Raw genomic sequence first — 21068 nt, forward strand, 5'->3', positions numbered from 1 at the left:
ATGAAAGCAATTACTCTGGAAGCTAACAAGATCGCTAATCTGGCTTTTCTGGTTGCGCCAAAAGCCCGTTAAGTAAATGAGACGCTGGGGAGTGCCGGCTACCCAGCGTTTTCTATGACACAGTCCAGAGTGAACCGTCCATCATGCAGATAAATCCATACTTGTTCATGCTCCCTCGTACGCCCGGTCAAATAGTCTGGGATTACAAGAATCACAAACAATTTGAACTCAATCTTGAATATTCAACCCGACTTGCACAACTTATCAGCAACCCTAACCTGTATAACGACAACAACAGAATAGACATTCAATTTCTAAACTCCGGAATACTGACTACCTCAATACAAGACACTATTGAATGGGGCTGGGATGAACTGTCGAAAATATTCCATATCGGCACCAAGAATATCCCCTGCGAACATATTCCTCAGAATATCCATGAATGGTCCAAATACTATCTGGACCATTGCATCGAAGTACTGGCCGTACCGCCAGACGCCAGGCTCACAGAGCGCCAGGCACACGAGCTGATTGCCCTGCCAAAACCGTCCTGCCTGCCGAAGGGTTCTCTTGCCAACGCCCTGATCGGCCGAAAAACCTGCCGCACCTTCACGGATGAAGCGGTTTCACTGGAAGAGGTCGGCACACTGCTTTATCTGTCCCTGGGCTACCTGCATGAACGCGAAAATGACGTCGACGAAACCATTGTCGAAGGCCTCGGTGCCCGACGCAGCAGCCCGTCCGGTGGCGGCCTGAATGCCTGCGAAGGCTTTCTTCATGTACAAAACGTCAGCGGCCTGAAACCCGGGTTCTACGCCTACCACCCCACCGATCATGCACTGAGCTTCATCAACCCGGCACCTGACTCGCCCCTGGGGCAGTTGCTGTGCGGGCAGCACTTCATCAATAACCTGCCCGTGGGCCTGTTCATTACCGCTCGCTTCGACAAATTGTGGTGGAAGTATGAACACTCACGAGCCTACCGAATGGCTTACGTCGAGGCAGGCCATATTTCCCAGACCTTTCAACTCGCGGCCACTGCACTGGGGCTGAACACGTGGCTGACCGGAGCACTGACGGACGATCAGGTCGAAACATTGCTGGGGCTCGAGGACAACGCAGAACAACCCTTGTTTTTTGTCGGCTGTGGCCACAGCGACGGACAAGTGATGTGCAAGGAATTGAAAGATCTGCTGAGCCGTCGGGAGCCGCAACAATGACCGCCCCCATCATTGCCCCGTTAGACCGTCCCGTTTCCTGGTCTCTGCGCTTCACCCTCGGCGACTGGAATACCCGCGCGTCGGTGCGCACCAGCGAGCATGACTATCTATTGCCGCCAGATCTGGAACAGCAACTGGAAACACGTCACTGGTTTCCCCCAAGCTTCCTGGCCTACCTGAATCACCCGGCAATCAAAGCGCTGGGGAAAACCGTCATCCATCGGCTGTCGGCCAATCATCTGGTGTACTTCCTCGACTACACCACTGTGCTCGAACACCGCATTGTCAACCGATCCGTGGAGACCATCCACGGTGAATTGAAGGTCAACATTCCCCCACGGATGAAGACCGCCGCGCTTCAGCTTTATACCGACGAGGGTTATCACGCCCTGTTCTCCAATAGCCTCGCCGAGCAGATTGCCGGGGTCTACGGGGTCAGCCTGCGCCCGGTCATGCCACACCGCATCACGCGATTGAACACTTTGCTCGAGCGCACACCTGACAAACACCGGGCGCTGGCCTGGTTTCTCGTCGGGTTCGTGTCGGAGACGATCATTGCCAAAGAACTGCTCGACGTCTGCCGTGACGATCTGGTGTCCAGCGTCCAGACAATGCTCAGGGATCATCTCGCGGACGAGGCTCGCCACAGTCGCTATTTCTCTGAAGTGTTCCATTACCTGTGGCTGACGATGAACAGCCGCCAACGCACGTTCGCTGCCAGGCTGCTGTTGGACATCATCCGGATTTTCTTCGAGGTCGATGAGCGGTGGATGCGGGAAAGCCTGCAAGGCGCAGGTCTCGACGAGACCGTCGTCACGCAAGTTCTCGGCGAACTGACCAGCCCGCAAGCGACCCTTCAGCGGGCAAGATCCGGTGCCGGTGCGACGCTTCAAGCTTTGAAAAAAGCCGGTTTCATCGACCTGGCTTACAACCGTAAACTTTTCATGAAGGCAGGACTGATCGATGAATGAGCGACGATCTGCGCCAACCGTCAAACAACGTCGGGGGGCAGTCAGCCTGTTATTGGCAATGGTGCTGCTTGGCGTGTTCCCGCTGGATGTTCTGCTTCCCTCATTCCCAGCGCTTGCCGAACACTTTCGCAGTACGCCCGCCGACATTGCGCTCTCGATCAGTCTGTTTGCCATCGGTATAGCGGCGTCTCAACTGCTGATCGGGCCGTTGTCGGATGTGATCGGGCGAAAAGGGCTGTTGCTCGCCGGCATAATCGTTTCGATGCTGGGTGCGATGGGCTGCATACTGACCACGGACTATTCCCACTTCCTTCTGTTCCGAATCATTCAGGCGCTCGGCTGCGGGTGCTTCGTACTGTCACAAGCGCTGGTTCAGGATCTGTTCGAGGGTGAGGAGCGTGACCGCTTGCGGATTCTGATGGTCACTGCCACCGGCATTTTCATCTCGGTCTCACCCTTGGCCGGTACGTTTCTGCAAGCCACGCTGGGTTGGCAGGGCAGCTTCTGGGTGTTTACCGCACTGGCTGCAATCGTGCTGCTCAAAGCCTGTTTTTCTCTCGAAAACACTCGACCGGCGGCAACCGGAGCGCGCCCGAATATCTTCCAGCCCTATCGCCGGGTCTTGTGCGATTTCGACTTCCTGTCTTACTGGCTGATTTCCGCCTTTGCCTTCGCCTGCCATTTTTCCTTCATCGTTATTTCACCGCTGATTTTCATGGATCAACTCCAGCTATCGGCCTATGACTTCTCGTTAATCCTGCTGGTATATGGCGGCGCCTACATCGTCGGCGGCAGTGTTGCGGTTGTGCTGGGTAGATACATCAGTCCAGGTCATCAAATCATCAGCGGGCTGAGCCTGATCCTGCTGTCCGGCCTCATCATGCTTTATCTTTCAAATCAATTTGCGCTGTCACCGGCCACCGTCCTGATACCGATGCTCATTTGTACCGCAGGTACCACTATCGCCCGACCGGCCGCCACCTCCAAAGCCATGAGCCTGTTCCCTGAAAATGCAGGGACTTCGGCGTCGGCCGGCAGCACGGTGATTTTCATCTGCGGCGGGTTGATCAGTGCACTCATCAGCTTGAGCCCGGCCAACCTGCAATCCACCCTGGGATACAGCTTCATCATTTTGAGCGGCGTGGCGCTGGCGCTGAACAGTCGCATCAATCGCCGATCCAAAAGCCCGAGAGCCAGCCCAAGCGTCGAATAACCCCGCCGATCGTCACCCCACACGCCCCATCAGCGCTGGATCAACATTTTCCGGCATTCCCTCCAGCCGCCAGCGGTGTAGAATCGCGAGATTCATCGCCAGTCATCCCCCGGCGGGTTTATGAGCTCAAGCTGAAGCGCGCGGCGATCCCGCAAAGTTATCGGCAACTTCCGGACACACGGCCATTTCTGAGTGTTCCAGACGTCAATAGAAGCTCACTTCCCTTTTGATACCTGATTAGCCGCCCGGAGTGCTTCATGCCTGATTACCGCTCGAAAACATCCACCCACGGCCGCAACATGGCCGGTGCCCGCGCACTGTGGCGCGCCACGGGGATGAAAGATGACGACTTCAAGAAGCCGATCATCGCCATTGCCAACTCCTTTACCCAGTTCGTTCCAGGCCATGTACACCTCAAGGATCTGGGGCAACTGGTCGCTCGCGAAATCGAACGGGCCGGCGGCGTCGCCAAAGAATTCAACACCATCGCCGTGGATGACGGCATCGCCATGGGCCACGACGGCATGCTCTATTCGCTGCCGAGCCGCGAGATCATCGCCGACTCCGTCGAATACATGGTCAACGCTCACTGCGCCGACGCCATCGTCTGCATCTCCAACTGCGACAAGATCACCCCAGGCATGTTGATGGCGTCCCTGCGCCTGAACATCCCGGTGATCTTCGTCTCCGGCGGTCCGATGGAAGCCGGCAAGACCAAACTGGCCAGCCACGGTCTCGACCTGGTCGACGCCATGGTGATTGCCGCCGACTCCAGCGCTTCTGACGAGAAAGTCGCCGAGTACGAGCGCAGCGCTTGCCCGACCTGCGGCTCCTGCTCCGGCATGTTCACCGCCAACTCGATGAACTGCCTGGTTGAAGCCCTGGGCCTGGCATTGCCGGGCAACGGTTCGACTCTGGCCACCCACAGCGACCGCGAACAGCTGTTCCTGCAAGCTGGCCGCACCATCGTCGAGCTGTGCAAGCGTTACTACGGCGAGAACGATGAGTCGGTGTTGCCACGCAACATCGCCAACTTCAAGGCGTTCGAAAACGCCATGACCCTGGACATCGCCATGGGCGGTTCCACCAACACCATCCTGCACTTGCTGGCCGCGGCCCAGGAAGCCGAGATCGATTTCGACCTGCGCGACATCGACCGTCTCTCCCGCCATGTGCCGCAACTGTGCAAAGTCGCGCCGAACATCCAGAAGTACCACATGGAAGACGTGCACCGTGCCGGCGGGATCTTCAGCATCCTCGGTTCCCTGGCCCGTGGTGGTCTGTTGCACACCGACCTGCCGACCGTGCACAGCAAGTCCTTGGCTGAAGGCATCGCCAAGTGGGACATCACCCAGACCACCGACGAAGCTGTGCATCACTTCTTCAAGGCCGGCCCGGCGGGTATCCCGACGCAAACTGCGTTCAGCCAGTCGACCCGTTGGGAAACCCTGGACGACGACCGTGAAAACGGCTGCATCCGCAGTGTCGAACACGCTTACTCGAAAGAAGGTGGCCTGGCCGTTCTGTACGGCAACATCGCTCTGGACGGCTGCGTGGTGAAAACCGCCGGCGTCGACGAGTCGATTCACGTCTTCGAAGGCAACGCGAAGATCTTCGAAAGCCAGGACAGCGCCGTACGCGGCATCCTCGCCGACGAAGTGAAGGCCGGCGACATCGTGATCATTCGTTATGAAGGCCCGAAAGGCGGCCCGGGCATGCAGGAAATGCTGTACCCGACGTCTTACCTGAAATCCAAAGGCCTGGGCAAAGCCTGCGCCTTGCTCACGGACGGCCGTTTCTCTGGCGGCACTTCGGGCCTGTCTATCGGCCACGCTTCGCCAGAAGCTGCTGCTGGCGGCGCGATCGGTCTGGTGCAGGATGGCGACAAGGTTCTGATCGACATTCCGAACCGCTCGATCAACCTGTTGATCAGCGATGAAGAAATGGCCGCGCGCCGTGCCGAGCAGGACAAAAAAGGCTGGAAGCCGGTGGAAGTGCGTCCACGTAAAGTGACCACTGCGCTGAAAGCCTATGCCCTGTTGGCCACCAGCGCCGACAAGGGTGCGGTACGTAACAAGGCGATGCTCGACGGGCTGTAAGCGTCAGTCGCAGAAACAAAAATGCCCCGCCAAGTGCGGGGCTGATCGTTCCCACGCTCCCGCGTGGGAATGCCTCAAGGGACGCTCCGCGTCCAGTGACGCGGAGCGTCACGGGCTGCATTCCCACGCAGAGCGTGGGAACGATCATTCAACATCGATGTTGACTGTCAGACCGCCTTCGCGAGCAAGTCGGATCGCCGCACCGCCGCTCCCACATTTGTTCTATGTTGCCTTTGAGAGTGAGTCTGGCAGCAACTCGGTCTTACTGAATCTCTTCCGGCTTGACGATCACCCAGTTCTTGTCCGCCGTCACCGCCAACCCTTCTTTCGCCTGGGCTGCTGCGTTTTTCGCCATCATGCCGTTAATCTGGGTCATGTATTTGTCTTTGCGGTTGACCCACAAATGGATGCCGCCCTTGGACACGTCAACGCTGTGGAACAGCATGTAGCCGTCGCTGGTCGGGGTATCGCCGCCCACCAGGACCGGTTTTTTCCATTCATCGATGTACGTCAGGATCGCCGACTGTTTACCCGCCATCCAGGTGGCCGGGGTCCACAGGTATGGGGTCAGTTCGAGGCCCAGGTTAGCCTTCTCGTCATACTTGCCGGCAGTGACCTGCTTGCGTGCCGTGGTCAACTCGCCGGTTTTGCGGTCCTTGAGCATTAGGCTCACGCCGATCACGTTCTGCGGTTTGACGTTGTAGCCATACTTCGGATCGGAAGCGACCATGCGCACCAGTTCTTCGGAGGCGGCGGTCATCACATAGACCTCGATGCCGTTCTCCATCAGCTTGTTGTAGAGCTCTTTCTGACCGGTGAAGATTTTCGGCGGGTTGACGTCGATGGTCTTGACCACATCGCCGTCGTAATAAGTGCTCGGCACCGGTTTACCAGACGCCATCAGCTCATCGACGTTGCCCTTGAGCTCCTGAAGCGTGAAACCGGAAAACACTTGGGCGACCCATGGATAGCACACCATGTCGTCGATTTCGCAGAGGCGATAGTAGTAGCTGAACAGGCTTTCCTTATGGTCGGCGGTGTCCTTGAACGGGATCAGTTTCAGGGAGGGATCGAGGCTCTCGCGGGTGATCAGGCCCTTGTTTTCCATGAACGGCAACAAGGACTCTTCGAGGTCGTAGCGGTAACTGGTGTTGTCCATGTCGAACACCGCGAAGTTACCCTTGTTGGCATTGGCCGCGATCATCGCGTCCAGCGCCTTGGCCTGATCGGCTGGCCAGTGCTTCAAATCCGTGGCGAAGACCTGGCCGGCAAGGCCCAGTCCCAAACTCAGTGCGGCAGCCAGAAATTTCGGTGCGAGTTTCATCGGCGTTTCTCCCTGATTGAAAGATATCGACGCTAACAAATCTTTATGACAGTCCCCGCCTGCCCGCGACCGCTTGCATCCTGATTCCGTCAGCGGCATTCCCCACAGCGTCAGCGGCTTATTCCAAAAACGACAGTCAGCCGCTGTTTTTGATATTAAATCATTACATATCAAGCTGTTAGGCTTGCCGGTTCGCAGCTGCCCCGGAATGCAGCTGGCACAAGTTATTGGAGCTTCTATGAATCTGCCGCTGATTCTCAATCTGCTGGTATTCCTCGCCTTGCTCTTTGGCCTGGCGCAAACCCGTCACACCACCTGGAGCCTGGCAAAAAAGGTTCTGCTGGCGCTGGCGCTGGGCGTGGTATTTGGTGTCGCTCTGCACACGATTTATGGTGCGGGCAACCCGGTACTCAAAGCCTCGATCGGTTGGTTCGATCTGGTGGGCAACGGTTACGTGCAGTTGCTGCAAATGATCGTGATCCCGCTAGTGTTCGCCTCGATCCTCAGCGCCGTGGCGCGACTGCACAATGCTTCGTCGCTGGGCAAAATCAGCTTCCTGACCATCGGCACGCTGCTGTTCACCACCGCCATCGCGGCGCTGATCGGCATCGGCCTGACCAACCTGTTCGGCCTCACCGCCGAAGGCTTGGTCGCTGGCACCCAGGAAATGGCTCGCCTGCAAACCATTCAGAGCGATTACGCAGGCAAGGTTGCCGACCTGAATGTGCCACAGCTACTGCTGTCGTTCATCCCGCAAAACCCGTTCGCCGATTTGGCCCGCGCCAAGCCGACATCGATCATCAGTGTGGTGATCTTCGCGGCATTCCTTGGGGTCGCCGCACTGCAACTGCTCAAGGATGATGTCGAGAAAGGTCAGAAAGTGATCAACGCCATCGACACCCTGCAAGCCTGGGTGATGCGCCTGGTGCGTCTGGTGATGAAGCTGACCCCGTACGGCGTATTGGCGCTGATGACCAAAGTGGTTGCCGGCTCCAATCTGCAAGACATCATCAAGCTCGGTAGTTTCGTGGTGGTGTCCTACATCGGTCTGGGCTTGATGTTTGTAGTCCATGGCCTGCTGGTGTCAGCCGCAGGGATCAACCCGCTACGGTTCTTCCGCAAGATCTGGCCGGTGCTGACGTTTGCCTTCACCAGCCGCTCCAGCGCCGCCACCATTCCGCTGAGCATCGAAGCCCAGACCAGCCGTTTGGGTATTCCACAGTCCATCGCCAGTTTCGCCGCCTCGTTCGGCGCGACCATTGGCCAGAACGGCTGTGCCGGTCTGTACCCGGCAATGTTGGCCGTGATGGTCGCGCCGACCGTAGGCATCAACCCGCTGGACCCGCTGTGGATCGCGACGTTGGTGGCGATTGTGACGCTGAGTTCGGCCGGTGTGGCCGGGGTCGGTGGTGGCGCGACCTTCGCCGCGTTGATCGTGCTCCCGGCCATGGGCTTGCCGGTGTCACTGGTGGCGTTGCTGATTTCGGTTGAGCCGCTGATTGATATGGGTCGTACGGCGTTGAACGTGAGTGGTTCGATCACGGCGGGTGCGATCACCAGCCAGATCATGCAGCAGACGGATAAAGAGCTGCTGGATGCGGATGAGCATGGGGCGTTGGCTCAGGCTTGATCGGCGACTGACAGACCGCTTTCGCGAGCAAGCCCGCTCCCACATTGGTCCTGCGGTGTACACAGCATTTGTGAACACCCGAGATCAAATGTGGGAGCGGGCTTGCTCGCGAAGCTTCTAGGCTTTTTCCCATACCTCAAAGCTATACGCCGGCTTGTCACCCTCCGCCGAATTCGGAACATTCGACACCAGCTTCCACTGGTTCAAATCAAATTCCGGAAACCACGCATCCCCTTCCGGGCTCAGCGCCACGCGGGTCAGGTAAAGCCGATCTGCTTGTGCGAGGCCTTGCGCATACAACTGCGCCCCGCCAATCAACATCACCTCATCGACGCCCTGCTCGTTCGCCCATTGCTGCGCGCGAACCACTGCTCCCTCCAGCGACGGATAAACCTCCGCGCCTTCCAGCTGCAGATCCGCCTGACGGCTGACCACGATGTTCAATCGGCCGGGCAGCGGACGACCGAGGGAATCCCAGGTCTTGCGACCCATGATGATCGGCTTGCCGAGGGTGGTGGCCTTGAAGTATTTGAAGTCCCCCGGCAAGTGCCAGGGCATGCTGTTGTCGACGCCGATCACACGGTTTTCACCGAGGGCTGCGATCAGGCTGAGGGGGAGTGATTTAGTCATGTCGGCGAGGATACCAGAGCCTCCCTTACCCCGATAAGCGTCACAGCGGTTATGCTCACCGCTCAATTAAGCGACGGGATGCCGCGTGACTGAACTGACTCCACTGCAAAACCTCTGGCTGAGCGAAACCATACGCCTGCGTGAAGAACACGCAGGCCCCTTGGATGATCTGGAAGCCAACCGAATCGCCCGTAGCGCCGGCGGCGACCTGCCGACGCGCATTCAACGCCGCGCCCTGTGGCTGGCCGAGCGCGACGGACAGACCCACGCCCTCAAACATTGGCTGCAAGGCGCGCGACTGGCGCTGATCGTACTGGCCGTGCTGGCGGTGGTCAGCGGCGCCGGCCTGGCATTTGCTGCGCTGGGCGACGGCCAGACCCCAGTCAATGTGTTCTGGGCGTTGGGCAGCCTGCTCGGGCTGAATCTGATTCTGTTGCTGAGTTGGGCCTTGGGCCTGGTGTTTGCCGGCGAACAGGGTGCAGCCCTTGGACGCTTGTGGCTGTGGCTCAGTGAAAAACTCGCCCGCGATGCCAACGCCGTGCAACTGGCGCCGGCCCTGCTGCTGTTGCTGCAACGGCAGAAACTCAATCGTTGGGCGCTGGGCGTGCTGGTCAACGGGTTGTGGTTGCTGGCAATGCTCAGCGCCTTGGTGATGGTGCTGACGCTGATGGCGACCCGGCGCTACGGCTTCGTCTGGGAGACCACCATTCTCGGCGGCGACACCTTCGTCGCCATGACCCAAGCCCTCGGTGCCCTGCCGGCCTTGCTCGGTTTCAGCGTGCCCAGCGTGGAGATGATCCGCGCCAGCGGCGATGCTGCGCTGAACATCGAAAGCGCCCGCCAGGCCTGGGCGGGGTGGCTGGTTGGGGTGCTGCTGGTGTACGGTGTTTTGCCGCGCCTATTGCTCGCATTGTTCTGCCTGTGGCGCTGGAAAACCGGTCAAGCAGCCCTGCATCTGGATTTGAACCTGCCCGGCTACGCCCAGTTGCGCGAACGGCTGATGCCCACCAGCGAACGCCTGGGCATCAGCGATGCCGCGCCAGAACAACTTCATCGGGTTGAAAATTCTGCCAGCGATCTGCAAAGCGATGGCGCGCTGTTGGTGGCCATTGAGCTGGACGACCAACGCCCCTGGCCGCCGCAGTTGCCGAAAAACATCAACAACGCCGGCATCCTCGACAGCCGTGAATCCCGGCACAAACTGCTCGAACAGCTGAGTCGTTTCCCCCCGGCCCGTCTGGCCATCGCCTGTGACCCACGGCGTTCGCCGGACCGTGGCAGCCTGGCGCTGATTGCCGAACTGGCTCGCAGCGCCAGCGCCACCCGTGTGTGGTTGTTGCAAGCGCCGCCCGGCGAAGCGCTGGATGCCGAACGCCTGGGTGACTGGCATGTTGCGCTACGACAACTTGACCTGCCCTTCGCCGATTGCGCGCCGTTGAACTGGCTGGAGACGGGTCATGACTAATCCCTTGAAGCTCGCCGTGGTCGGTCACACCAATGTCGGCAAAACTTCGTTGCTGCGAACGCTGACGCGAGATGTCGGCTTCGGCGAAGTGTCCCATCGCCCCAGCACCACTCGCCACGTCGAAGGCGCGCGATTGTCGGTAGACGGCGAGCCATTGCTTGATCTCTTCGACACTCCGGGCCTGGAAGACGCCATCGCCCTGCTCGACTACCTCGAACGCCTGGAACGACCCGGCGAACGCCTCGACGGCCCAGCGCGACTGGCGCGTTTTCTTGAGGGCAGCGAAGCCCGACAGCGTTTCGAGCAAGAAGCCAAAGTGCTGCGGCAACTGCTCGCCTCGGACGCCGGCCTCTATGTGATCGACGCCCGGGAGCCGGTGCTGGCCAAGTACCGCGACGAACTGGAAGTATTGGCCAGTTGCGGCAAACCACTGCTGCCGGTGCTGAATTTTGTCAGCAGCGCCCAGCATCGCGAACCTGACTGGCGCGAAGCCCTGGCGCGATTGGGCTTGCATGCATTGGTGCGTTTCGACAGCGTCGCGCCACCGGAAGATGGCGAGCGTCGACTCTATGAAAGCCTCGCGCTGCTGCTGGAAAACTCCCGTGAACAACTGGAGCGCTTGATCGCCGACCAGCAGGCCCAACGCCTGGCCCGTCAGCAAAGTGCAGCGCGGCTGATTGCCGATTTATTGATTGATTGTGCCGCCTACCGCCGCAGTGTAGTCAGCGAGATGGCGCAGGAGCAGCAAGCGATCAGCGAACTGCGCAAAGCAGTGCGTCAGCGCGAACAACGCTGCGTCGAGGCCTTGCTCAAGCTCTACGCCTTCCGCCCGCAAGATGCGGCGGCCAGTGACTTGCCGTTGCTCGATGGCCGCTGGGGCGATGACCTGTTCAACCCGGAAACCCTGAAGCAGCTCGGTGTACGGGTCGGCGGCGGTATCGCGGCCGGCGCGGCGGCCGGGGCCGGGGTCGATTTGCTGGTGGGCGGCCTGACCCTCGGCGCGGCGGCACTGGCCGGAGCGATTGCCGGCGGCGCCCTGCAAACTGCCCGCAGTTATGGCAGTCGCCTGCTGGGAAAAATCAAAGGGCAGCGAGAACTGACCGTCGACGACGGTGTGTTACGGCTGTTGGCCTTGCGCCAGCGACAATTGCTGCAGGCTCTGAATTCCCGTGGGCATGCGGCGATGGACAGCATTCAGGTCGCCACGCCGCAGGACAAAACCTGGCGCGAAGGCAAACTGCCAGATGCGCTGAACAAGGCGCGGGCGCATCCGCAGTGGTCGTCACTCAATCCTCATTCGAAGTTGAATCAGGGGGAGCGGCAGGAGCAGGTTGAGGGGTTGGCGCAGCAGCTGTAGAGCCCGAGTGATGTGCTGTTCAGGCGGGTCTCTTCGCGAGCAAGCCCGCTCCCACATTTGATCTTCGGTGACCAAAGTTTTTGTGTACGACGCAGATCCAATGTGGGAGCGGGCTTGCTCGCGAAGGCGCCAGACCAGTCACCGCAATTCTTAAGCCGGGGCCTCAGCAAATCGTCTATTTGCGCAACAGGCGCAAACCGTTGAACACCACCAACAGGCTCACGCCCATGTCGGCGAACACCGCCATCCACATGGTGGCGATCCCGGCGAAGGTTACCCCAAGAAAGATCGCTTTGATGACCAATGCCAGGGCGATGTTCTGTTTGAGGATATTCGAGGTCTGCCGCGACAGGCGGATGAAGGCCGGGATCTTGCGTAGATCGTCGTCCATCAGGGCGACATCGGCGGTTTCAATGGCAGTGTCGGTACCGGCGGCCGCCATGGCGAAACCGATCTCGGCCCGCGCCAGTGCCGGGGCGTCGTTGATGCCGTCGCCGACCATTCCGACCCGGTGGCCTTGGGCATAAAGCGTTTCGATGGCTTGCAGCTTATCGGTCGGCAACAAATCGCCCTGCGCCTGATCGATGCCCACGTGGGCGGCGATGGCTTGGGCGGTGTGAACGTTGTCGCCGGTCAACATCAGGGTTTTGATGCCCAACGCATGCAGCTGCTGGATCGCCTCGCGACTGGACGCTTTCACTGTGTCCGCGACGGCAAACAGCGCCAAGGGACCCGACTTGTCGAGCAACAGCACCACGGATTTGCCCTGTTTCTCCAGAGCAAACAGTTTCTCTTCCAGCTCTGGCGAACACAGGCCCAAATCTTCCACCAGGCGATGGTTGCCCAAGTGATAGAGCTCACCGTTGATCTCGCCGCGCACACCACGACCGGCCAGGGCTTCGAAGTTATCCACAACCAGCGGCTTGGTTTGTTTATCCACAGCCGCATTGGCGATGGCGAGCGACACCGGGTGATCCGAACGACCAGCCAGTGCCGCCGCAATGGCCGGGGCTGTTTCATCAGCGGTTGGGTCGAGGGACACATAGTCGGTCTGCACCGGTTTGCCGTGAGTGAGGGTGCCGGTCTTGTCGAGGGCCAGGTAATCGAGTTTGTGGCCGTGCTCCAGGTAAACGCCGCCCTTGACCAGAATCCCTTTGCGCGCCGCCGCCGCGAGGCCGCTGACGATGGTCACCGGGGTGGAAATCACCAAGGCACACGGGCAGGCGACCACCAGCAACACCAGCGCCCGGTAGATCCAGTCGAACCACAGCGCATCCATGAACAGCGGCGGGATCACCGCTACGGCCAAGGCCAGGATGAACACCGCCGGGGTGTAGATTTTCGAGAAACTGTCGACGAAACGCTGGGTCGGTGCGCGCGCGCCCTGGGCCTGTTCCACGGCGTGGATAATCCGCGCCAAGGTCGAGTTGTTCGCCGCTGCGGTTACCGTGTATTCCAGAGAACCGGACTGGTTGATGGTGCCGGCGAACACCTTGTCTCCGACGGTCTTCTCCACCGGCAGGCTTTCGCCGGTAATCGGCGCCTGATCGATGGTCGAGCTGCCGGACAGCACTTCGCCGTCCAGACCGATCCGTTCGCCGGGACGCACCCGCACCCGCGCACCCAGTTCGATGCTTTTAACCGGTTGTGCGACCCAGTTGCCGTCGGCCTGCTGCACCGTGGCTTGCTCGGGGGCCATCTGCATCAGCCCGCCGATGGCGTTGCGTGCCCGGTCCAGAGACCTGGCTTCGATCAACTCGGCCACGGTGAACAGGAACATCACCATCGCCGCTTCCGGCCATTGACCGATCAGAATCGCGCCGGTCACCGCGATGCTCATCAGCGCGTTGATGTTCAGGTTGAGGTTTTTCAGGGCGATCCAGCCCTTCTTGTAGGTGCTGAGGCCACCGCTGAGGATCGAAATTAGCGCGATAACCGCCACCACCCAGTTCGGCGCCGCATTGGTGAAGTGGATAAGCTCGGCGGTGAGCGCCCCGACGCCGGACAGCGCCAGCGGCCACCAGGGCTTTTTTACAGGTTCAGGGCTCGACGCCGACGCTTCAGCGCCCGGCTCCATCGGCTCGGCGTGCATGCCGAGGGATTTGATGGCCTCGATGATCGGCGTGGTGCTTGGCAGGTCATGGGTCACGCCCAACACCCGGTTGATCAGGTTGAATTCCAGTTGCTGCACACCCGAAAGTTTCCCCAGTTTGTTCTGGATCAGCGTCTGCTCGGTCGGGCAGTCCATGGCCTCAATGCGGAAACTGCTCAGCCGCGCGCCAGCGGTTGGCGTCTCGCTCAGCATAATCCGCGAAGGTGCCGCCGCTTTGGAGGAACAGCAGGAATCCCCGTGGCCGCCATGATCATGTTTCTGTACAGGCTGTAGCTTGTGGCTGTGCCCAGCGTCGGGTTTGTGGGTGTGCAGAGAATCGCTCATTGGTCGCGTCCATGAAGGTGCCTGTTGCCAAGTAAAGACCCTGTAGCCACTATAGGGTCAAGCACCCTTCTGGAGATTGTCGCGATGAAAATCGGAGAACTGGCGAAACTCACCGACTGCGCCGTGGAAACCATCCGCTACTACGAGCGCGAAAACCTCCTGCCGGAGCCGGCCCGCAGCGACGGCAATTATCGCGTCTACACCCAGGCGCACGCCGAGCGCCTGACTTTCATCCGCAACTGCCGCACTCTGGACATGACGCTCGAGGAAATCCGTAGCCTGCTGGCCCTGCGCGACAGCCCGCAGGATCAATGCGAAAACGTCAACGCATTGATCGACGAACACATCCACCATGTGAAGGCTCGGATCGATGGTTTGCTGGCGTTGCAGACACAACTGCTCGACCTGCGCCAACGCTGTAGCGAAGGGCCGGATATCGATCAGTGCGGGATTTTGCAGCGGCTGGAAGTGAGCGGCGGAGTTGTGGCGACGGAGGTTGAGCGTTCTCATGTTGGGAGAAGTCATGGCCACTAAGAACACCACAAATCCCCTGTGGGAGCGGCGGTGCGACGATTCGACTTGCTCGCGAAGGCGGTCATTCATTCAACATTGATGTCGACTGATCCACCGCCTTCGCGAGCAAGCCCGCTCCCACATTGGATCTTCTGTAAACTCACCGCTGGTGAACATCAGAGATCCAGAGGGACCGTGTGACGCTTCAGACCGCCATCGGCGCAGTCATCGGCGCGTGGTGCTCATAGCCTTCCAGCGAGAAATCGCTCGGCTCGATCAACTCCAACCACTCCGGCTGATAAACACCGGTCTTGGCAAACTCTGGCACGCGGTCGGAAATCACCAGTTTCGGCATCGGGAACGGCTCGCGCTTGAGCTGTTCGTTGAGCATGTCCAGGTGGTTTTCATAGACGTGGGCGTCGCCGATGAAATAGGTGAACCAGCGCGGTGTGTAACCGGTCAGGCGACCGATCAGGCTCAGCAGCGCGGCGCCTTCGGTGAGGTTGAACGGCGTGCCCAGGCCCAGATCGTTGGAGCGGATGTAGAGGGTCAGGGAGATTTCCTTGGTCTCGACGTTCGGGTGGAACTGGTACAGCAAGTGGCACGGCGGCAGGGCCATTTCGTCGAGCTGGGCGACGTTCCAGCCGTGAAACAAAATGCGACGGCTGCCCGGGTCCTTGATGATGGTGTCGACGCACTGGCGGATCTGGTCGATCGCCTTGTACAGCACCACGTAGGCCTGACCGTCTTCTTCGCCTTCGGCGATTTGACGATAACCCTGGCTCAACGTCTGCTCGATGGCGGCCTGATTGCTGACCGGGATCTGCTTGTACGCCGGCCATTTGCGCCATTGCACGCCGTAGATCTCGCCGAGGTCATCTTCGCCCTGACGGAACGGGTTGGCCAGCCACTGAGCGTTTTCGTTGGCGTTCTGGTCCCAGACCTTGCAGCCCAGCGCACGAAATTCGGCGGCGTTGTTCACCCCGCGCAGAAAACCGCACATTTCGCCGATGGCGGATTTGAAGGCCATCTTGCGAGTGGTGATCGCCGGGAAGCCTTCCTGCAGATCGAAGCGCAGCATCGCGCCCGGAAAGCTGATGGTGTTCACGCCGGTGCGGTTGGCCTGTTTGGTGCCGTTCTTGATGACGTGGGCGACCAGTTCGAGATATTGCTTCATGAATTACCTGTGTCCTTGAACCCGGGACCGTCGCCCCGGGGTTCGAATTTTTAGCGCCTGCTTCTTATACAGCGGCAGCCGGGGCAGCCGGGGCGCGTCGATAAGCCAGCCAGATCAGGAACAACCCGCCGACGATCATCGGTACGCACAGCACTTGGCCCATGGTCAGCCAGTTCCACGCCAGATAGCCCAGTTGCGCGTCCGGTACACGAACGAATTCGACGATGAAACGGAAGAGGCCGTAGAACAGCGCAAACATCCCGGACACCGCCATGGTCGGCCGCGGCTTGCGCGAGAACAGCCAGAGGATCGCGAACAGCGCCACGCCTTCCAGCGCGAACTGGTACAGCTGCGACGGGTGACGCGCCAGTTGGGCCGGATCGGTCGGGAAGACCATCGCCCACGGCACGTCGGTCGCCTTGCCCCACAACTCAGCGTTGATGAAGTTGCCAATGCGCCCGGCACCCAAGCCGATCGGCACCATCGGCGCGACGAAGTCCATCAGCTGGAAGAACGACTTGTTGTTCTTTTTACCGAACCACAACGCCGCGAGCATCACGCCGATGAAGCCACCGTGGAACGACATGCCGCCCTTCCACACTTCGAAAATCAACAGTGGGTTGGCGATGTAGGCGCTCAGATCGTAAAACAGCACATAACCCAAACGGCCACCAACGATGACGCCCATCGACATCCAGAACACCATGTCGGAGAGTCTCTCTTTGCTCCAGGTCGGATCGAAGCGGTTCAGCCGGCGTGACGCCAGCCACCACGCACCGCCGATGCCGATCAGGTACATCAGGCCGTACCAGTGGATTTTCAGCGGACCGATGGCCAGGGCCACCGGGTCGATCTGCGGGTAAGGCAGCATTGCGACTCCTCGTTAGAGTTGAAACCTTCAAATTCCCGGGCGACGCTGTCACACCAGGATTAAGCCAGGATTGCGTTGCGCGTCAGAGCAAGAAGCTCAAGCCGACGCAAAACAGCAAAGCGGCAAACAGTCTTTTCAGCAAGCGCGGCGACAGCGTGTGGGCCAGTCGCGCACCGAGGCGGGCGAAAACCATGCTGGTCAGGGCGATCCCCAGCAGCGCCGGTAAATAAACAAAACCGAGACTATGGGCCGGCAGCAATGGATCGTGCCACCCCAGAATCATGAAACTTAATGCACTGGCCAAGGCGATTGGCAGACCACAGGCCGACGAAGTGGCCACCGCCTGCTGCATCGGTACGCTGCGCCAGGTCAGGAACGGCACAGTCAATGAGCCGCCGCCGATCCCGAAAATCGCCGAGGCCCAGCCAATGATGCTGCCGGCTACGGTCAGACCGACTTTACCGGGCACCGTTCGGCTGGCCTTGGGTTTGAAGTCCAAAGCCAGTTGAACGGCGATGATCAGGGCAAATACCCCAATGATCTTCTGCAAATTCGGCCCGGAAATCGCTTCGGCAGTCAGCGCGCCGAAACCGGCACCGATCAGAATGCCGAGGGTCATCCAGGCAAAAATCGGCCAACGCACGGCGCCGCGGCGATGGTGCTCGCGAACTGCATTGACCGAGGTAAAGATGATCGTCGCCAGCGAGGTACCGACTGCCAAATGCGTCAGGATCGACGCATCAAATCCCTGCAAGGTGAAACTGAACACCAGCACCGGGACAATAATGATCCCACCGCCTACCCCGAACAGCCCGGCCAGCACGCCCGCACAGGCGCCCAGCGCCAGATAGAGCAGAATTTCCATGGCGCATCCCCAAGCATCCCGAATCAGGAGCGGCATGGTAACGGAAGCATGGCCTCGGGCTCCACTGTGGATGGCGATGGATCGATGAGCGATGTCTGCGTAGAGTGAGCAAAAAACACACAAGGACCACCTTATGTGCCTGATTGTTTTTGCCTGGCGGCCGGGTCATGCCCAGCCGCTGATCGTGGCGGCCAACCGCGACGAATTCTATGCCCGGCCCAGCCTGCCCCTGGGGCAATGGCCGCAAGCCCCGCACATGTACGCCGGTCGCGACCTTGAGGCTGGCGGTACGTGGCTCGGTGTCGGCGCCAACGGGCGCTTCGCCGCGCTGACCAATATCCGTGATCCCCTTCAACCGCCAGCGCGCAAATCGCGAGGTGAACTGGTGGCGCAGTTCCTCAGCGGGGACATGTCGATTGACGACTATTTAAAGGACGTTGTCGGACGCTCGCCTGAATATGCAGGGTTTAATCTGTTGGTCGGCAATACCCACGAGTTATGGCACTTCAATGCCCGGGAGACGGAGGCGGTCATGCTCAAACCGGGCATTTATGGGTTATCGAACGCGGGACTGGATACACCGTGGCCGAAAGTGCTCAAGGCCAAGGCAGCATTGAGCGAGGTGTTGGGCGATCCGCAGCCGCAGGCGCTATTGGCCTTGCTCAGCGACCCGCAGACGGCACCGCTTGCCGAACTGCCGGACACCGGCGTGGGGCAGGCCACCGAGACGTTGTTGTCGAGCGTGTTTATCAAGAGCCCGACTTACGGGACACGGGCGAGCACGGTATTGATCGTTCAGGCGGATGGGGTGCGGCATATGGTCGAAAGGAGTTTCGGGCCGTATGGGGGGCATTTGGGGGAAGTGGAAGTCAGGATTTAATTTTGTGCTGCCTGGACTGGCCCCATCGCAGGCAAGCCAGCTCCCACAGGTTTTGGTGCTGATCACAAATCAGTGAATCGACCCAAATTCCTGTGGGAGCTGGCTTGCCTGCGATGAGGCCATCAGCCTTTTAAAGGGTTTTAACCGAAGCCGGATTAATCATCCGCGCCAACCCAAGGTTCTTCAGCGCCAGTTGCAACGAGCTGTGGATAACTTGCGGGTTGTCGATGGTCATCAGCTCCGCCAGCAACTCCTTGGCCTTGCTCAGGTTGATCTGACGCAGCATCCACTTCACTTTCGGCAAGTTGGTGGCGTTCATCGACAGGCTGTCGAAACCCATCGCCATCAACAACACAGCCGCCGCCGGGTCACCCGCCATTTCGCCGCAGATACTCACGGGCTTGCCTTCGGCATGGGCGTCGCGCACCACGCTCTGCAAGGCTTGCAACACTGCCGGGTGCAGGTAGTCGTAGAGATCGGCCACCCGCGGGTTGTTGCGGTCCACCGCCAACAGGTACTGGGTCAGATCGTTGGAGCCGACCGACAGAAAGTCTACTTGTCGCGCCAGTTCCTTGGTCTGATATACCGCCGCCGGAATCTCGATCATTACGCCAACCGGCGGCATCGGCACGTCGGTGCCTTCGTCGCGGACTTCGCCCCAGGCCCGATGGATCAGGTGCAAGGCTTCTTCCAGTTCATGGGTGCCGGAAATCATTGGCAGCAGAATGCGCAAGTTATTCAGGCCTTCGCTGGCCTTGAGCATGGCGCGGGTCTGTACCAGGAAGATTTCCGGGTGGTCAAGGGTCACGCGAATGCCGCGCCAGCCGAGGAACGGGTTGTCTTCCTTGATCGGGAAGTACGACAGCGCCTTGTCGCCACCAATGTCCAGGGTACGCATGGTCACCGGTTGCGGGTGGAACGCGGCGAGTTGTTCGCGATAGATCGCCAACTGCTCCTTTTCGCTGGGGAAGCGCTGGTTGATCATGAACGGCACTTCGGTGCGGTACAGTCCCACGCCCTCGGCACCACGCTTCTGCGCCCGCGCCACGTCCGCCAGCAGGCCGGTGTTGACCCACAGCGGCATGCGGTGACCGTCGACCGTTATGCACGGCAGATCCCGCAAAGCATCCAGCCCGAGGGCCAGTTGCTTCTCTTCCTCGACCACCTCGGCGAACTGCTTGCGCAGCACGTCACTCGGGTTGGTATAGACCTCCCCGTGGTAGCCGTCGACGATCATCTGGATGCCGTCGACCTTGGAATACGGCAAGTCGACCAGGCCCATCACCGTCGGGATACCCATGGCACGCGCCAGGATCGCCACGTGGGAGTTGCCGGAACCGAGTACCGACACCAGGCCGACCAGCTTGCCTTCCGGCACCTCGCCGAGCATCGCCGGCGTCAGTTCTTCACTGACCAGAATGGTGTTGTCGGGGTAGACCAGCGTCTGCTGCCGCTCTTCCTGCAGATAAGCCAGCAAGCGCCGACCGAGGTCTTTGACGTCCGAGGCGCGCTCGCGCAGGTAGGCGTCGTCCATCAATTCGAAACGGTTGACGTGGTCGGTGACCACCTGACGCAGTGCGCCCTGGGCCCACTGACCGGTCTTGATCACCGTGGTGATTTCGCTGCCGAGCGAGGCATCGTCGAGCATCATCAGGTAAACGTCGAACAGCGCCCGTTCTTCAGGCCGCAGCTGGGTTGCCAGCTTGGCGGACAAGGCACGCATGTCGGCGCGCACGCCTTCGATGGCGGTCTTGAACAATCCGAGTTCCGCGTCGATGTCGGCGATGGCCTTGTCCGGTACTACGTCCAGATCGGCCGGAGGCAGCATGACGACCGCGGTTCCGACCGCCGCGCCCGGCGAACCCGGTACACCGACGAACTTTGCTTCCTGGATGCCTTTGCCCTGACGGCCCAGGCCACGGATCGAACCGGTGGCCTCGGCGTGGGCGATAACGCCGGCGAGTTGCGCGCTCATGGTCACGAGGAAGGCTTCTTCACCTTCATCGAACTGGCGGCGTTCTTTTTGCTGAATGACCAACACGCCGACGACGCGACGGTGGTGAATGATCGGCGCTCCGAGGAACGAGGCAAAGCGCTCTTCGCCGGTCTCGGCAAAGTAGCGATAGCGCGGGTGATCCGCGGCGTTTTCGAGGTTCAGGGGTTCTTCACGCGTGCCGACCAGACCGACCAAACCTTCGTTGGGGGCCATGCTGACCTTGCCGATCGAGCGCTTGTTCAAGCCCTCGGTGGCCATCAGCACGAAGCGGTTGGTCTCTGGATCAAGCAGGTAGACCGAGCAGACCTGGCTGCCCATGGCCTCTTTGACGCGCAACACAATAATCCCCAACGCCGCCTTGAGATCCTTGGCGGAGTTAACTTCCTGGACGATCTTGCGCAGCGTATTGAGCATGGCTCG

At 60.0% G+C, this 21068-nt stretch carries 16 protein-coding genes; 9 read left to right on the plus strand and 7 right to left on the minus strand.

Annotated elements, in window-relative coordinates:
- The first annotated feature begins 143 nt into the window (after positions 1–143).
- The 4 genes from IC37_RS11705 to ilvD all read left to right on the plus strand — a co-directional run bounded on the left by IC37_RS11705 (position 144) and on the right by ilvD (position 5503).
- Complete coding sequence (locus IC37_RS11705) at positions 144–1220, plus strand: SagB family peptide dehydrogenase (RefSeq protein ID WP_030130139.1); 1077 nt, start codon at positions 144–146, stop codon at positions 1218–1220.
- A complete protein-coding gene (locus IC37_RS11710; protein ID WP_030130138.1) occupies positions 1217–2191 on the plus strand; it encodes a diiron oxygenase in 975 nt (324 codons plus the stop codon). Before IC37_RS11705 ends, IC37_RS11710 begins: the two co-directional genes overlap by 4 nt.
- Positions 2184–3404, plus strand: coding sequence for an MFS transporter (locus IC37_RS11715; RefSeq protein ID WP_030130137.1), 1221 nt, complete (start codon positions 2184–2186; stop codon positions 3402–3404). Before IC37_RS11710 ends, IC37_RS11715 begins: the two co-directional genes overlap by 8 nt.
- A 257-nt stretch (positions 3405–3661) precedes the next feature.
- Positions 3662–5503, plus strand: coding sequence for a dihydroxy-acid dehydratase (gene ilvD / locus IC37_RS11720; protein ID WP_007897835.1), 1842 nt, complete (start codon positions 3662–3664; stop codon positions 5501–5503).
- Positions 5504–5765: 262 nt separating this feature from the next.
- Here ilvD and IC37_RS11725 read toward each other — a convergent pair whose 3' ends face one another.
- Positions 5766–6827, minus strand: a complete 1062-nt coding sequence (locus tag IC37_RS11725) for a hypothetical protein (protein ID WP_030130136.1) — start codon at positions 6825–6827, stop codon at positions 5766–5768.
- A gap of 238 nt (positions 6828–7065) precedes the next feature.
- On the opposite strand from IC37_RS11725, the gene IC37_RS11730 reads away from it, so the two are divergent.
- Positions 7066–8457 (plus strand): L-cystine transporter, encoded by a 1392-nt coding sequence (locus tag IC37_RS11730; protein WP_030130135.1) that lies wholly within the window; start codon positions 7066–7068, stop codon positions 8455–8457.
- 117 nt (positions 8458–8574) lie between these two features.
- Here the strand turns inward: IC37_RS11730 and IC37_RS11735 are convergent, their stop codons facing one another.
- Entirely contained in the window at positions 8575–9087 is a 513-nt protein-coding gene (locus tag IC37_RS11735; protein WP_030130134.1) for a dihydrofolate reductase, read from the minus strand.
- Between the two features lie 85 nt (positions 9088–9172).
- On the opposite strand from IC37_RS11735, the gene IC37_RS11740 reads away from it, so the two are divergent.
- Both IC37_RS11740 and IC37_RS11745 read left to right on the plus strand, forming a co-directional pair.
- Positions 9173–10552 (plus strand): DUF2868 domain-containing protein, encoded by a 1380-nt coding sequence (locus tag IC37_RS11740; RefSeq protein WP_095920354.1) that lies wholly within the window; start codon positions 9173–9175, stop codon positions 10550–10552.
- Positions 10545–11909, plus strand: coding sequence for a GTPase/DUF3482 domain-containing protein (locus IC37_RS11745; protein ID WP_030130133.1), 1365 nt, complete (start codon positions 10545–10547; stop codon positions 11907–11909). The genes IC37_RS11740 and IC37_RS11745 overlap by 8 nt, the downstream gene beginning before the upstream one ends.
- Before the next feature lie 175 nt (positions 11910–12084).
- Here IC37_RS11745 and IC37_RS11750 read toward each other — a convergent pair whose 3' ends face one another.
- The gene (locus tag IC37_RS11750) at positions 12085–14346 is read right to left on the minus strand and encodes a heavy metal translocating P-type ATPase (protein WP_030130132.1); all 2262 of its coding nucleotides are present in this window, start codon (positions 14344–14346) and stop codon (positions 12085–12087) included.
- 84 nt (positions 14347–14430) lie between these two features.
- Between IC37_RS11750 and cadR the strand changes: the two genes are divergently transcribed.
- A complete protein-coding gene (gene cadR, locus IC37_RS11755; protein ID WP_030130131.1) occupies positions 14431–14880 on the plus strand; it encodes a Cd(II)/Pb(II)-responsive transcriptional regulator in 450 nt (149 codons plus the stop codon).
- Positions 14881–15064: 184 nt separating this feature from the next.
- On the opposite strand, the gene IC37_RS11760 is transcribed toward cadR, so the two are convergent.
- The 3 genes from IC37_RS11760 to IC37_RS11770 form a co-directional block, all read right to left on the minus strand.
- Complete coding sequence (locus IC37_RS11760) at positions 15065–16036, minus strand: thymidylate synthase (RefSeq protein ID WP_008068024.1); 972 nt, start codon at positions 16034–16036, stop codon at positions 15065–15067.
- A gap of 64 nt (positions 16037–16100) precedes the next feature.
- Positions 16101–16907 carry a prolipoprotein diacylglyceryl transferase gene (lgt, locus tag IC37_RS11765; RefSeq protein WP_030130130.1) on the minus strand — a complete coding sequence of 269 codons (807 nt, stop codon included), beginning with the start codon at positions 16905–16907 and terminating at the stop codon, positions 16101–16103.
- An 82-nt stretch (positions 16908–16989) separates the two neighbouring features.
- A complete protein-coding gene (locus tag IC37_RS11770; protein WP_030130129.1) occupies positions 16990–17772 on the minus strand; it encodes a sulfite exporter TauE/SafE family protein in 783 nt (260 codons plus the stop codon).
- Between the two features lie 133 nt (positions 17773–17905).
- On the opposite strand from IC37_RS11770, the gene IC37_RS11775 reads away from it, so the two are divergent.
- Positions 17906–18652 carry an NRDE family protein gene (locus IC37_RS11775; protein ID WP_030130128.1) on the plus strand — a complete coding sequence of 249 codons (747 nt, stop codon included), beginning with the start codon at positions 17906–17908 and terminating at the stop codon, positions 18650–18652.
- Between the two features lie 130 nt (positions 18653–18782).
- Here the strand turns inward: IC37_RS11775 and ptsP are convergent, their stop codons facing one another.
- On the minus strand, positions 18783–21062 hold the full coding sequence (gene ptsP, locus IC37_RS11780; protein ID WP_030130127.1) for a phosphoenolpyruvate--protein phosphotransferase: 2280 nt from the start codon (positions 21060–21062) through the stop codon (positions 18783–18785).
- Positions 21063–21068: the final 6 nt, after the last annotated feature.

The organism is Pseudomonas sp. QTF5 (genome assembly GCF_000512695.2).
In the GTDB taxonomy this organism is placed as follows: Bacteria; Pseudomonadota; Gammaproteobacteria; order Pseudomonadales; family Pseudomonadaceae; genus Aquipseudomonas.